The sequence below is a fragment of the Streptomyces sp. NPDC060198 genome (genome assembly GCF_042728415.1).
In the GTDB taxonomy this organism is placed as follows: Bacteria; Actinomycetota; Actinomycetes; order Streptomycetales; family Streptomycetaceae; genus Streptomyces.
The window spans coordinates 1-11,529 of record NZ_JBHWZJ010000226.1; the positions used below are offsets into that span (position 1 = coordinate 1).

10 protein-coding genes are annotated in these 11,529 nt (G+C 72.0%); 5 read left to right on the forward strand and 5 right to left on the reverse strand.

The features are described from left to right. Window positions 1-30 precede the first annotated feature (30 nt). Window positions 31-1,365 (reverse strand): M28 family peptidase, encoded by a 1,335-nt coding sequence (locus ACFWEP_RS23805; RefSeq protein WP_387372666.1) that lies wholly within the window; start codon window positions 1,363-1,365, stop codon window positions 31-33. Window positions 1,366-1,958: 593 nt separating this feature from the next. Between ACFWEP_RS23805 and ACFWEP_RS23810 the strand changes: the two genes are divergently transcribed. Genes ACFWEP_RS23810 through ACFWEP_RS23820 form a run of 3 tightly spaced genes read left to right on the forward strand, consistent with a single transcriptional unit; the run spans window position 1,959 to window position 5,181 of the window. Further along, window positions 1,959-3,296, forward strand: coding sequence for an ABC transporter substrate-binding protein (locus tag ACFWEP_RS23810; RefSeq protein WP_387372668.1), 1,338 nt, complete (start codon window positions 1,959-1,961; stop codon window positions 3,294-3,296). Further along, entirely contained in the window at window positions 3,293-4,321 is a 1,029-nt protein-coding gene (locus ACFWEP_RS23815; protein ID WP_387372670.1) for a carbohydrate ABC transporter permease, read from the forward strand. The genes ACFWEP_RS23810 and ACFWEP_RS23815 overlap by 4 nt, the downstream gene beginning before the upstream one ends. Beyond that, window positions 4,318-5,181, forward strand: a complete 864-nt coding sequence (locus tag ACFWEP_RS23820; RefSeq protein ID WP_387372671.1) for a carbohydrate ABC transporter permease — start codon at window positions 4,318-4,320, stop codon at window positions 5,179-5,181. Before ACFWEP_RS23815 ends, ACFWEP_RS23820 begins: the two co-directional genes overlap by 4 nt. 18 nt (window positions 5,182-5,199) lie before the next feature. Here the strand turns inward: ACFWEP_RS23820 and ACFWEP_RS23825 are convergent, their stop codons facing one another. Genes ACFWEP_RS23825 through ACFWEP_RS23835 form a run of 3 tightly spaced genes read right to left on the reverse strand, consistent with a single transcriptional unit; the run spans window position 5,200 to window position 8,286 of the window. After that, the gene (locus ACFWEP_RS23825; RefSeq protein WP_387372673.1) at window positions 5,200-5,805 is read right to left on the reverse strand and encodes a TetR/AcrR family transcriptional regulator; all 606 of its coding nucleotides are present in this window, start codon (window positions 5,803-5,805) and stop codon (window positions 5,200-5,202) included. Between the two features lie 37 nt (window positions 5,806-5,842). Further along, window positions 5,843-7,522 carry an AMP-binding protein gene (locus tag ACFWEP_RS23830; RefSeq protein WP_387372675.1) on the reverse strand — a complete coding sequence of 560 codons (1,680 nt, stop codon included), beginning with the start codon at window positions 7,520-7,522 and terminating at the stop codon, window positions 5,843-5,845. Beyond that, on the reverse strand, window positions 7,519-8,286 hold the full coding sequence (locus ACFWEP_RS23835; protein ID WP_387372677.1) for an SDR family oxidoreductase: 768 nt from the start codon (window positions 8,284-8,286) through the stop codon (window positions 7,519-7,521). The genes ACFWEP_RS23830 and ACFWEP_RS23835 overlap by 4 nt, the downstream gene beginning before the upstream one ends. Before the next feature lie 204 nt (window positions 8,287-8,490). Here ACFWEP_RS23835 and ACFWEP_RS23840 point away from each other — a divergent pair, with 204 nt between their 5' ends. Then, a complete protein-coding gene (locus tag ACFWEP_RS23840; protein ID WP_387372679.1) occupies window positions 8,491-9,774 on the forward strand; it encodes an exo-beta-N-acetylmuramidase NamZ domain-containing protein in 1,284 nt (427 codons plus the stop codon). Between the two features lie 58 nt (window positions 9,775-9,832). On the opposite strand, the gene ACFWEP_RS23845 is transcribed toward ACFWEP_RS23840, so the two are convergent. Then, window positions 9,833-10,540, reverse strand: a complete 708-nt coding sequence (locus ACFWEP_RS23845; protein ID WP_387372680.1) for an SDR family NAD(P)-dependent oxidoreductase — start codon at window positions 10,538-10,540, stop codon at window positions 9,833-9,835. Window positions 10,541-10,643: 103 nt separating this feature from the next. Here ACFWEP_RS23845 and ACFWEP_RS23850 point away from each other — a divergent pair, with 103 nt between their 5' ends. Beyond that, window positions 10,644-11,483, forward strand: a complete 840-nt coding sequence (locus tag ACFWEP_RS23850; RefSeq protein ID WP_387372682.1) for a helix-turn-helix transcriptional regulator — start codon at window positions 10,644-10,646, stop codon at window positions 11,481-11,483. The last annotated feature ends 46 nt before the right edge of the window (window positions 11,484-11,529 follow it).

An 11,529-nucleotide genomic window follows, 5' to 3' on the forward strand; every position in this document is an offset into this window, starting at 1 on the left:
CGGTCCGCATCGAGTGCGGGTGCGGGTGCGTCAGAAGGTGAGCGAGAAGCTGTTGATCTTGCCGGTGTCGCCCGAAGCGACGTCCTGCACCTTCAACTTCCACACGCCGTTGGCGACTTCGGATGAGGCGTTGACGGTGTAGGCGGCGACGACGTTGTCCGCCGAGTCGCTGCTGCTCGCGCTCTTCAGCCGGTAGGCGGTGCCGTCCGGTGCCACCAGGTCGACCACGAGGTCACCGCGCCAGGTGTGCCGGATGTCCACGTCCACCTTGAGGGTGGCGGGCGCGTTTCCGGTGCGCCCGGAGACGGTGATGGCGGAGGTGACGGCGGCGCCGTTGTCCGGCACGGTCACGTCGGTGGCGTTGGTGAACACCGTCCCGGCCGGCGGGGTGGCCGTGGCGGCCGAGAGGTTCCAGACCGCGTAGGCGATGGCGTCGCTGTTGCGGTCGAGCGCGGTGTCGTCGATGTTGGTGGAGCTGTCGCAGGAGGCGTGGTAGCACCGGTCGAAGGCGATACCCGAGGTGCCGCCCCACTTCTGCGCCTGCGCGGCGGTCTTGATGTAGTCGGCGCCGGAGAAGAGCCCGCCGACCGGGACGCCCGCCGTCTTGAAGGGCGCGTGGTCGGAGCGGCCGTCGCCCTCGGTCTCGATCTCGGTGGCTATGGAGATGCCCGCGTAGTAGTCCTTGAAGGTCTGCTCGATCGTCGGGTCGTCGTCGTAGACGAAGTAGCCCGGGTTGGGCGAACCGATCATGTCGAAGTTGAGGTAGCCGGTGAGCTTGGCCCGCTCGGTGGCGGCGAGGTTGTTGACGTAGTACTTCGACCCGACCATGCCCAGTTCCTCCGCGCCCCACCAGGCGAAGCGGAGGTGCTTGTCCGGCTGGTAAGCGGCCCGGGAGACGGCGAGAGCGGTCTCCAGTACGGCCGCCGAGCCGGAGCCGTTGTCGTTGATCCCCGCGCCGGCGGTCACCGAGTCCAGGTGGGCCCCCGCCATCAGGACCTTCGAGGTGTCGCCGCCCGGCCAGTCCGCGACAAGGTTGTAGCCGGTGGAGCCGCCGGAGGTGAACTGCTGCAGGGTGGTGGTGTATCCGGCGGCGTCGAGCTTCGCCTTCACGTAGTCGACGGACGCCTTGTAGCCGGTACGGCCGTGGGCGCGGTTGCCGCCGTTGGCGGTGGCGATCGACTGGAGCTGGGTCAGGTGGGCCTTGACGTTGGCGAGCGGGATGTCGGGGGCGGCGACCGCCGTCACCGACGCGGGGGCGGGTACGCCGACGGGGGCCGCGGAGTGCGCGGCCCCCGTCGTCACGAGCAGGGAGGCCACCGCGAGGGCGGCGGCGGAGGGAAGGGTTCTGCGCAGGACCGATCTCATCACATGCTCCGATTTCCGTGAAAGGTGACGGAAGGCGCGGGGGGTACCCGGCCGGGGCGGTACCCCCGGCCGGACCTGGAGCTGGTGGTGCGCGGTGCGATGCGGCGTGCGGGCGCGCGTGCGGTGTACGTGTGCAGGTGCGGCGTGCGGCGTGCGGTGTACGCGTGCGGGTGCGGCGCGGCGCGCGGAGTTCCGGGCACGCCGGTGCGTGACCGATATTCAGCCAGTTAGCCGTACACGGTCAAGAGCAGGAACCGGACATGACTGTTCGGTCAACGGACGGCGCAGGCCAGGGCGTTACGTGGTTCGCCCACCGGTCACGGCGAACGGCCCTCCGCGCTCCCGCGCTCCCTGCCGCCCTCGCCGGCTCACCCGTGCGGAAGCCCGCTCCGTGTCGCTGCCCGGCGCGCGAGCGGTCGGCTGCGAAGGTACGGCGAGAGTTTTCGGCCGGATGCCCCGAAAGGCGCCGGACGCCATGCCGTCGTGTCCGTCCACGCGTGCGATCCGGGGCCCGGGTTCGGCCCGCGCGGCGCGGGAGGGCCCGGAGGGCGGGTCGGCCGTCCGGCTCGTACCGCCTCGGCAGGAGGGCACGCATGACCACGGGTCAGGGCCACGAAGGCACCACGGCTCGCACCGGCGCCGCCGGCCGCGGGGGCGGCACCCCCGCGTGCGGCCGCCGGGGGTTCCTGCGGGCCGGCGGCGGGATCGCGGCGGCCGCCGCGCTGCCGCCGGTGCTCTCCGGATGCTCGGGCGGCTCCGGCGACGGGCTGCGGATCGTGGGGGTCACCGACCAGCAGCAGCCGGTGGAGGAGCTGCTGAAGCTCTACCGCAGGAGCAGACCCGGGGAGTCCTTCACCACCTCGTTCGCGCCCACCGAGCAGATGCAGACCGTGGTCCGCACCCAGCTCGCCGGGGGCAACGCCCCGGACGTGCACGCGGTGTACCCGGGCAGCGGCAGCGCGATGTCCATGGTCGAGCTGGCCAGGGCCGGGCTGCTCACCGATCTCAGTACGCAGCCGTGGACGGCGAACATCCCGGCGGCCTTCGGTACGGCCTACCGGTACGAGGGGCACACCTACCTCTACTCGGCGGGCAGCTGCCTGATCGGCGCGATCTACAACAAGAAGGTCTTCGCCCGCGCCGGTGTCGAGCCGCCCTCGACCTGGAAGGAGCTGCTCGCCGTCTGTACGAGGCTCAGGGCGCGGGGCGTCGTGCCGATCGCGCTCGGCGCGCAGACGCCGTGGGTGACGCAGCTGATCAGCTACGCGCTGGTGCCCAACGCGGTCTACGCGCACAACGCCCGGTTCGACGACGACATGGCGGCCGGCCGGACGACCTTCCGGGACTCGGGCTGGGCCGATGCCCTGGGCCGGTACCAGGAGCTTCAGCGCAAAGGTTTCTTCAACGACAACCCCAACGGCACCACGTTCGAACAGCAGACCGCGATGGTCGCCACCGGGAAGGCGGCGATGGCCGTCCAGGTCTCCGCGGTGCTCGGGGTGTTCCGGGAGGCCACCGGGAGCCCGGAGGACCTGGCGATGTTCCCCTTCCCCGGCGGCGACGATCCGGCGCGGCTGTGGATCCCGGCCGGGATCGTGGTCGGCCTCGGCGTCTCCGTACGGGCGAAACGGGACCCCCGGGCGGCGGACTTCATCGCGTTCCTCGGGAAGCAGGAGAACATCGACCGCTGGGCGTCCGCCGTCTTCGCGATCCCCTTCCGGCGGGACGCCTCCACCGCCGTCGACCCGGTCCTGGAGCCCTTCCTGCCGATCGTGGACGGAGGCCGTGCCGTGCCGTTCATGGACCAGCGGTGGCCCAACGCCGAGGTGCAGCCCGCGCACTTCGCGGCCGTACAGGATCTGCTGTCCGGCGAGACGGACGTCCGGGGCGCGCTCGGGCAGATGGACGACGCCTACCGGAGGGCCTCATGAGCCGCTCGCTCCCCCAGCCCGAAGAGATCGAACCCGAGGGGACCCGGCCCGGGAAGGACGGGCCCAGGGCTCGCCCCGGGAAGACCCCGCCCACGATCCCGATCCCGCCGCCCCAGACACCGGCCCGCCCCCGCGCCCGTACGCGCCCGAGCCGTGATCTCACGGTCCCGCCCTGGGGGTTCGTGGTCCCCGCGCTGCTGGTGTACGCGCTCGTGGTGCTCTACCCGAGCATCGCGGGCGTGGCGTACGCCTTCACCGACTGGTCCGGCATCGGCGACGCCTCGTTCGTCGGTCTGGCGAACTTCCGGGCGCTCCTGGACGACCAGCGGACCCTGGACTCGGTGGTGAACACGCTGCTGCTGACCGTCGCCGTGGTCGTCGTGCAGAACGTCGTGGGTCTGCTGCTCGCGCTGGGGGTCGACACCAACATCCGGAGCAAGTCGCTGCTGCGGGTGGTCTTCTTCGCCCCCGCGGTCGTCAGTCCGGTGATGGTCGCGTTCCTGTGGAAGTACGTCTACAACCCCGAGCCCACGGCTGGGCTCAACGGCCTGCTGGGGGCCGTCGGACTCGGCGCCCTGCGGCAGGACTGGCTGGGCGATCCGTCGCTGGCGCTCTGGTCGGTGGCCGCGATGGTCGTCTGGCAGTACGCCGGGTACTCGATGGTCATCTTCCTCGCCGGGCTCCAAGGGGTGCCGCCCGAGCTCCACGAGGCGGCGAAGATCGACGGCGCCGGGACCTGGCAGCGGTTCCGGTACGTCACCTGGCCGATGCTCGCCCCGGCGCTGACCGTCAACCTCATGCTGTCGACCATCGGCGGTCTGAAGCTCTTCGACCAGGTGTACGCGGCCACCAACGGCGGCCCCGGCACCGCCAGCGAGACCCTGTCGACGGCCCTGTTCAAGGAAGCCTTCGTGTACGGGAAGTTCGGCTACAGCACGGCCGTGGCGCTGGTGCTGGCACTCTTCGTCGCGGCGGTCTCGCTGGTCCAGTTGCGTTTCCTGCGCGCCCGGGAGGTGACCGCGTGAAGTCCGCGCAGCACGTGGAGTCCGTGAAGTCCGTCCGCCGCCGGGCCCGCTGGGAAAGCTACGCCCTGGAACTGGTCATGGTCGCGGTCGCGGTCCTCTTCCTTTTCCCGGTGTACGCGCTGATCACGCTGGCGCTGAAGGAGCCCCGGCAGATCGCCGGCTCCCCGCTGGGCCTGCCCGCCCCGCCGACGCTGCACAACTTCGGCAACGCATGGTCGTCCGCGTCGCTGGGGCCCGCGCTCGTCAACAGCGCGGTCATCACCGCCCTCAGCCTGGTGCTGCTGGTGGTGCTCGGCTCGACGGGGGCGTACTTCCTGGCCCGCCGGGCCCAGGGGCTCGGGTACGGCCTCTACGTCCTCTTCCTGCTGGGCATCGTGCTGCCCTTCCAACTGGGCATGATCCCGCTGTACAAGCTGGTCGACAGCCTCGGCTGGCTGGGGACGTACCAGGGGATGGTGCTCTTCTACACCGGCATCCAGCTGCCGTTCACCGTGTTCCTCTACACCGGGTTCGTCCGCACCCTGCCCGCCGACTACGCGCAGGCCGCACTGATCGACGGGTGCGACCACCGCCAGGCGTTCACCCGGATCGTGTTCCCGCTGCTGCGGCCGATCACCGGCACGGTGGTCATCCTGAACGCCGTCTTCGTCTGGAACGACTTCTTCACCCCGCTGCTCTATCTCGGCGGGTCCGACAAGGAGACCGTGCCGGTGGGGGTGTTCTCCTTCGTCGGCCAGTACGTGTCGGACTACGGGCTCGTCTTCGCGGGGCTCGTCCTGGCCGCGCTGCCCGTCCTGGTGGTGTTCCTGCTGCTCCAGCGGTACGTCATCAAGGGGTTCGCCGGGGGCCTCAAGGGCTGAGCCCCCGCCGGACACGCCCTAGGGCCGCAGCGCCCGCAGCAGCAGGTCCGCGAGGTGGCCGGCGACCTCCTGCTTGGTGAGCGGGCCGTCGGGGCGGTACCAGGTCGAGAGGTGGTGGATCGAGCCGAAGTGGTAGTCGACCACGAGGTCGGCGGGGCTGGCGAGGGAGAAGACGCCCGCCCGCTGCCCCTCTTCGATCAGGGCGCGGAAGCGCTCGTGGTAGCGGCGGCGTTCGACGCGCACCTGCTTGTTCTTCTCCGGGCTCAGGTGGTGCATGGAGCGGAAGAAGATCGAGGCGTCGTCGAGGTTCTCGATGGTCGTCACGACCACGTCGGCGGCGGCGTCGCGCAGCCGCTTCTCCACCGGTTCGTCGGCGTTCGCGAAGGCGTCGAGGCGCTCCTGCTGGAGACGGAGCACCCGGGCGTAGACCTCGTGGAGGAGGTCCTCCTTGGAACCGAAGTAGTGGTACAGGGCCCCCTTGGTGACCCCGGCGGCCTCGACGATCTCCTGGACCGAGGTGCGGTCGTACCCCCGCTCCGCGAAGAGGCGGGTGGCGGCGGCCAGCAGCCGCTGGGGAACGGGCACACCGTTCCCTTCCATCGTCCTGGCCGTCGCCTTGGCCATCGCCGCCACCTGCCCTTCGTTGCACCGTGAACGTGTTCTACCGCGGGGAACGCAGTTCCCGCCTGAGGATCTTCCCACTCGCCGTTTTCGGCAGCTCGGCCAGGATCTCGACCTGACGCGGGTACTTGTACGCGGCGAGCCGTTCCTTGCAGTACGCGCCCAGTTCCTCCGGCGCCACGCCGGAGCCCGGCCGGAGGCTCACGTAGGCGCGGACCGTCTCGCCGCGGTAGGCGTCGGGGACGCCGACGACCGCGGCCTCGCGTACGGCGGGGTGGGTGTAGAGGACGTCCTCCACCTCTCGGGGCCAGACCTTGAACCCGGAGGCGTTGATCATGTCCTTCTTGCGGTCCACGACGTAGAGCCAGCCCTCGCGGTCCATGAAGCCGATGTCCCCGGTGCGCAGTTCGCCGTCCGGGAAGGCGGCTGCGGTGGCCTCGGGCAGGTTCCAGTAGCCGGAGACGACCTGGGGGCCGCGCACCGCGATCTCGCCCTGTTCGCCGAGCGGCACCTCGGCACCGTTCTCGTCGAGGATGCGGACCAGGGTGTCCCCTCCCGGTACGCCGACCGACAGGGTGCCGGAGACGGGGTCGACGGGGGCTTCCCGGTGCGGGGGCACGGCGGCGCAGGGGGCGGTGCACTCGGTGAGGCCGTAGCCGTTGCGGAGGTACGGGCCGAAGTCCGCCCGGAACTTCTCCACCAGCGCGGGCGGCAGCGGTGCGCCTCCGGAGGAGATCACCGCGAAGGAGTCGAAGTGGGCGGGGGTGGCGTCGGGGTGGGCGGCGAGCGCCATGAAGGCGGTGGACGGGCCGACGGTGTAGGCGGGGCGGTGGGTGGCGAAGGCTTCGAGGACCACGCCCGGCTCGAAGCGGTAGGCGAGGACCAGGGTGCCGGCGTTGGCGAGACAGGCGGCGAGCTGGCAGACCATGCCGGTGATGTGGAAGAGCGGGGCGAGGGCGAAGTAGGCGGCGCCCTCGGGGATCGGGTGGTCCTTGCGCTGGCGTGCGGCGTTGACCATGACGTTGCCGTGGGAGTTCATCGCCCCCTTGGGCTTTCCGCTGGTGCCGGAGGTGTAGCTGATCAGCGCGGTGTCGGCGGCGGTGAGTCCGCGACCCTCGGGGGCGGCGAGCCCCTTGCGGGCGACGGTCACCAGGTCGTCGGCGTCGCCGGGGACGGGCAGCCGCTCGAAGCCGAGGACGCGCGGGTCGTTCTCGCTCTGGAGGTCGAGCTCGCAGGCGGTGACGGCGATCGTGACGCCGGGGGCGGCCGCCGCGGTGTCGCGCAGGTACGACTCCCAGGCCCGGTCCGAGCAGAAGAGCGCGGTCACTCCGGCGTCGTCCAGGACGTGGGCGACCTCGCCGGCCTTGTACATGGGGTTGAGCGGGACGACGGTGGCGCCCGCCTTCCACGCGCCCAGCAGGGCGAGGACGAAGTGCGGGGTGTTCTGGAGCATGATCGCGACGCGGTCGCCGTGGCGCAGGCCGCGGGCCGCGAGGTGTCCGGCGACGGAGTCGCTGAGCTCGTCGGTCTCGCGGTAGCCGAGCCGCCCGTCGAAGTAGGCGAGGGCCGTGTGTTCCGGGGCGCGGGCGACCGCGGCCCGGAAGGCGTGCAGGACCGTCTCCGCGGGCTCGACGGGGGCGAGCTGCGTCTCGGAGAGCAGCCCGGTCCAGGGCTTCGCGGCGTACGGGGACGGGGCCGCCGTGTCCGGGGTGGTGGTCATGCGAGGGTCCCCTTCTCCCAGGTGCGCTGGAGCTTGTTCATACCGCGGATCCAACGTTCCGGGTCCTCGGCCCTGGCCTGGTAGTACGTGGCCACCTCCGGGTGCGGCAGGACGAGGAAGCGGTCCTCGCCGATCGCGTCGAAGAGCGCGTCGGCGACGGCCTCCGGTTCGATGGCGGTGGGGGCGAGCACGAGGTCGCCGGCCGATCCGGCGGCGGTGAGCATGTCGGTCCGTACGCCCTGCGGGCAGATCGCGTGGACCTTGACGCCGCGGTGGCGGTAGGTGAGCGAGAGCCATTCGGCGAAGGCGACGGCCGCGTGCTTGCTGGCACTGTAGGGCGCGGCGCCGATCATGGTGAGCAGCCCCGCGGCGGAGGCGGTGGTGACGAACCGGCCGTCGCCGCGCTCCAGCCATTCGGGCAGCAGGGCGCGGGCCGCGCGGACGTGGGCCATCACGTTGACGTCCCAGGCGGCGGCCCACACCTTCTCGTCGGCGAAGACGTCACCGGGCGAGGCGAGGCCGGCGTTGGCGCAGAACACGTCGACGGCGCCGCCGAGGGCGTCCCGGGCGGCGTCCACGATCCCGGACGCGTCACCGGCGATCGCGGTGCCGCCGATCTCCTCGGCGAGTGGCCCGATCCGTGCGGCGTCGAGGTCGTTGACGACCACGCGCGCACCCTCGGCGGCGAATCTCCGGGCCAGGGCGGCGCCGATGCCGCCTCCGGCTCCCGTGACCACTACGCCGGCGCCTTGAACCGTACTCATCGGGTCCTGCCTCTCTGCACGACTGCCCCAGCAGACTAACCAGTCGGTATGTGATCGGGGAAGGGGTCGCGGGAAGGTCTGGGATTCTGCCCAGGCAGGGCGTGGCGCCGTTGTGAATCGGCCCCGCCGAGATCGTTCCGCGCGGGCGCCGCAGGCACTAGCGTGCATGCCCATGACAGTCCGCACGATCATGGAGGTGGCTTGATGAGCCTGACCAGACGGGGTGTACTGGCAGCGGGCGGAGGCCTGGGAGCCCTGGCGGTGACCGCCTCGGGCGGGGGTACGGCGGCTGCCGCGGGCGGGCGCGGCGAGGACTCCGGGCGCGGCGGACGCGCCCCGGTCCGTACCGGCTTCGACCGGCTGGCCGCAGGTGGCTACCGGCTGCTGGCCGGCGAGCGGGTGGGCATCGTCACCAACCCCACCGGCATCACCTCCGACGTGCGCCACATCGTGGACGTCACGCACGCCGACGACCGGGTGAACCTCACGGCCGTCTTCGGCCCCGAACACGGCTTCCGGGGCACCGCCCAGGCGGGCGGCTCCGAGGGCCGGTACGACGACCCGGCGACGGGACTGCCGGTCTACGACACGTATCTGAAGAACGGCCAACCGCTCGCCGACGTGTTCACGGCCTCCGGCGTCGACACGGTCGTCTTCGACATCCAGGACGCGGGCGCTCGCTTCTACACCTACATCTGGACGCTGTACGACTGCATGGAGGCGGCGGCGCTCGCGGGCAAGCGGTTCGTCGTGCTGGACCGGCCGAACCCGGTCACCGGTCGGGCGGCGCTCGGTCCGGTGCTCGATCCGGCGTTCGGGACCTTCGTCGGGCGGCGGGAGATCGCCCAGGCGCACGGGATGACCGTCGCGGAGCTGGCGCTCTTCTTCAACGCCGAGTTCTTCGCCGACCGCCCGGCGGACCTGGACACGGTGACGATGTCGGGGTGGCGGCGCTCGGACTTCTTCGACACGACGGGCCTGCCGTGGGTGCCGCCGAGCCCCAACATGCCGACGCCGGACACCGCGCTCGTGTACTCCGGCACCTGCCTCTTCGAGGGCACGAACCTCTCCGAGGGACGTGGCACCACCCGCCCGTTCGAGCTGCTCGGGGCGGCCGGCATCGACCACCGCTGGGCCGCCGCGGCCAATGCGCTGGAGCTGCCCGGGGTCCACTTCCGCGAGGCGTACTTCGCGCCCACCTTCTCCAAGTTCTCCGGGGTCACGGTCGGCGGGGTGCAGCTCCACGTGGACGACCGCGAGGTCTTCGACCCGGTGCGCACCGGCATCGCGCTGCTGGTGACCGCCAAGGCGACCTGGAGCGGCTTCGCCTGGCGGGCCGACAACTGGATCGACAAGCTGACCGGCAACACCCGGGTCCGCACCATGATCGACGCGGGCGCGGACACCGACGAGGTGGTCGGCGCCTGGCGATCCGACCTCGCCGCCTTCCGGGCCAAGCGGAAGAAGTACCTGCTGTACGGGGGCTGAGACGACGTGGTCCGGGGCGGGAGAGGCGTCTGCGCTCCCCCGCACCGGGCCGGGTGTCTCACCAGGGCAGCGGGCCCTCGGCGTCGAAGAAGCCGCCGGTCGGGCCGTCCGGACCCACCAGCGCCATCCGCACGATGATCTCCGCGCCCTCCTCCACGGTCTGGGTACCGGTGCGCCCGTTGAGGTCGGTCGCGGTGAAGCCGGGCTCCACGGCGTTGATCCGCATTCCCGGAAACGCCTTGGCGTACTGCACGGTGATCATGTTGACCGCGGCCTTGGACGCCGGGTAGGCGACGCCCGGGTACGCGGATGCCGGGTTGCCCGGGGTGGCCATCCGCTCCAGCGAGGCCAGGCCGCTGCTGAGGTTGACCACGACCGGGGCGGCGGAGCGTTCCAGCAGCGGCAGGAAGGCGTGCAAGACCCGCACGGTGCCGAGGACGTTCGTCTCCAGGATCGTCCGCATCGATCCGGCCGTCTCACCGCCCGCGCCGAGGACGCCTCCGTCCGGGGTGCGCGCCTCGATCCCGGCGTTGTTGACCAGTACGTCGAGTCCGCCCCCGGCCTCGATCGTCTTCGCCGCGGCCTCCACGGAGGCGTCGTCGGTCACGTCGATGACGACGAGCCCGGCGCCGATCCGCTCGGCCGCCCGCCTGCCGCGCTCGGCGTCGCGGCTGCCCAGGTACACGGTGTGCCCGGCGGCGACGAGCCGGCGGGCGGTCTCGAAGCCGATACCCTTGTTCGCTCCGGTGATCAGTGTCTTCGTCATGCCTCCCACTGTCCGGCCCGGCCGGGGTGCCTGCCAGACGTCCCGTCTTCCTGGGACCGGCGGTACCAGGAAGACGGGCGGGCACCGGTGCACACTGGTGGGCATGGCGAAGGCGGAGTTCGGGCGGGCGGTGCGCCGCTGGCGCGACCGGGTGCCGCCCGAGGCCGCGGGGCTCGTACCCGGTGGCCACCGGCGTGCGGCGGGGCTGCGGCGCGAGGAGCTGGCGATGCTCGCCGGGATCTCCGCCGACTACGTGACCCGCCTCGAACAGGGCCGGGCCACCCACCCGTCCGGGCAGATCGTGGAAGCCCTCGCCGGGGCCCTGCGGCTCTCGGGGGCGGAACGCGAGCACCTCTTCCGGCTGGCCGGTCTCGCACCGCCCGGCCCCGGCACCGTACCCACCCGCATCTCGCCCAGCGTCCACCGGCTGCTCGGCCGGCTCACCGGCACCGCCGTCGCGGTGTACGACGCCACCTGGACGCTGCTCCTGGCCAACCCGCCGTACGCGGCGCTGATGGGCGACCCGGCCGGGTGGCGCGGCCACGAGCGCAACGGGGTCTGGCGCAATCTGCTGGGCCCCGGCACGAGCCGGGTCCGCCAGACCCCGGAGGAGCGGCGGACGCTCGAAACGGCGCTGGTCGCGGACCTGCGCACGGCCGCCGCCCGCTATCCGGGCGATCCACGGCTCGCAAGCCTCCTGGCGGAACTGCGAGCGGGCAGCGCCCGGTTCGCCGAGCTGTGGGACTCGGGGGCGGTCGGTACCCACGAGTCGGCCCGGAAGACGATCGACCATCCCGACGTGGGAACCCTCACCCTCGACTGCGACGTGCTCACCGTCGCCGGGGACGATCTGCGCGTGATGGTCTACACGGCCGAGCCGCGCACCGAGGACGCCGAACGCCTGGCACTCCTCACCCTCCTCGGCACACCGGCGGTCGGCTGACCCTCGCGCGCGGACGCGCGGTCCCGGTGCGGGGGTGGTCCGCACC

What these genes read in the sequence shown, in the direction of transcription:
- ACFWEP_RS23840 (WP_387372679.1), top strand. Translation starts at nt 8,491, where the DNA reads ATGAGCCTGACCAGACGGGGTGTACTGGCAGCGGGCGGAGGCCTGGGA.
- ACFWEP_RS23845 (WP_387372680.1), bottom strand. Translation starts at nt 10,540, where the DNA reads ATGACGAAGACACTGATCACCGGAGCGAACAAGGGTATCGGCTTCGAG.
- ACFWEP_RS23825 (WP_387372673.1), bottom strand. Translation starts at nt 5,805, where the DNA reads ATGGCCAAGGCGACGGCCAGGACGATGGAAGGGAACGGTGTGCCCGTT.
- ACFWEP_RS23830 (WP_387372675.1), bottom strand. Translation starts at nt 7,522, where the DNA reads ATGACCACCACCCCGGACACGGCGGCCCCGTCCCCGTACGCCGCGAAG.
- ACFWEP_RS23810 (WP_387372668.1), top strand. Translation starts at nt 1,959, where the DNA reads ATGACCACGGGTCAGGGCCACGAAGGCACCACGGCTCGCACCGGCGCC.
- ACFWEP_RS23805 (WP_387372666.1), bottom strand. Translation starts at nt 1,365, where the DNA reads ATGAGATCGGTCCTGCGCAGAACCCTTCCCTCCGCCGCCGCCCTCGCG.
- ACFWEP_RS23835 (WP_387372677.1), bottom strand. Translation starts at nt 8,286, where the DNA reads ATGAGTACGGTTCAAGGCGCCGGCGTAGTGGTCACGGGAGCCGGAGGC.
- ACFWEP_RS23815 (WP_387372670.1), top strand. Translation starts at nt 3,293, where the DNA reads ATGAGCCGCTCGCTCCCCCAGCCCGAAGAGATCGAACCCGAGGGGACC.
- ACFWEP_RS23850 (WP_387372682.1), top strand. Translation starts at nt 10,644, where the DNA reads ATGGCGAAGGCGGAGTTCGGGCGGGCGGTGCGCCGCTGGCGCGACCGG.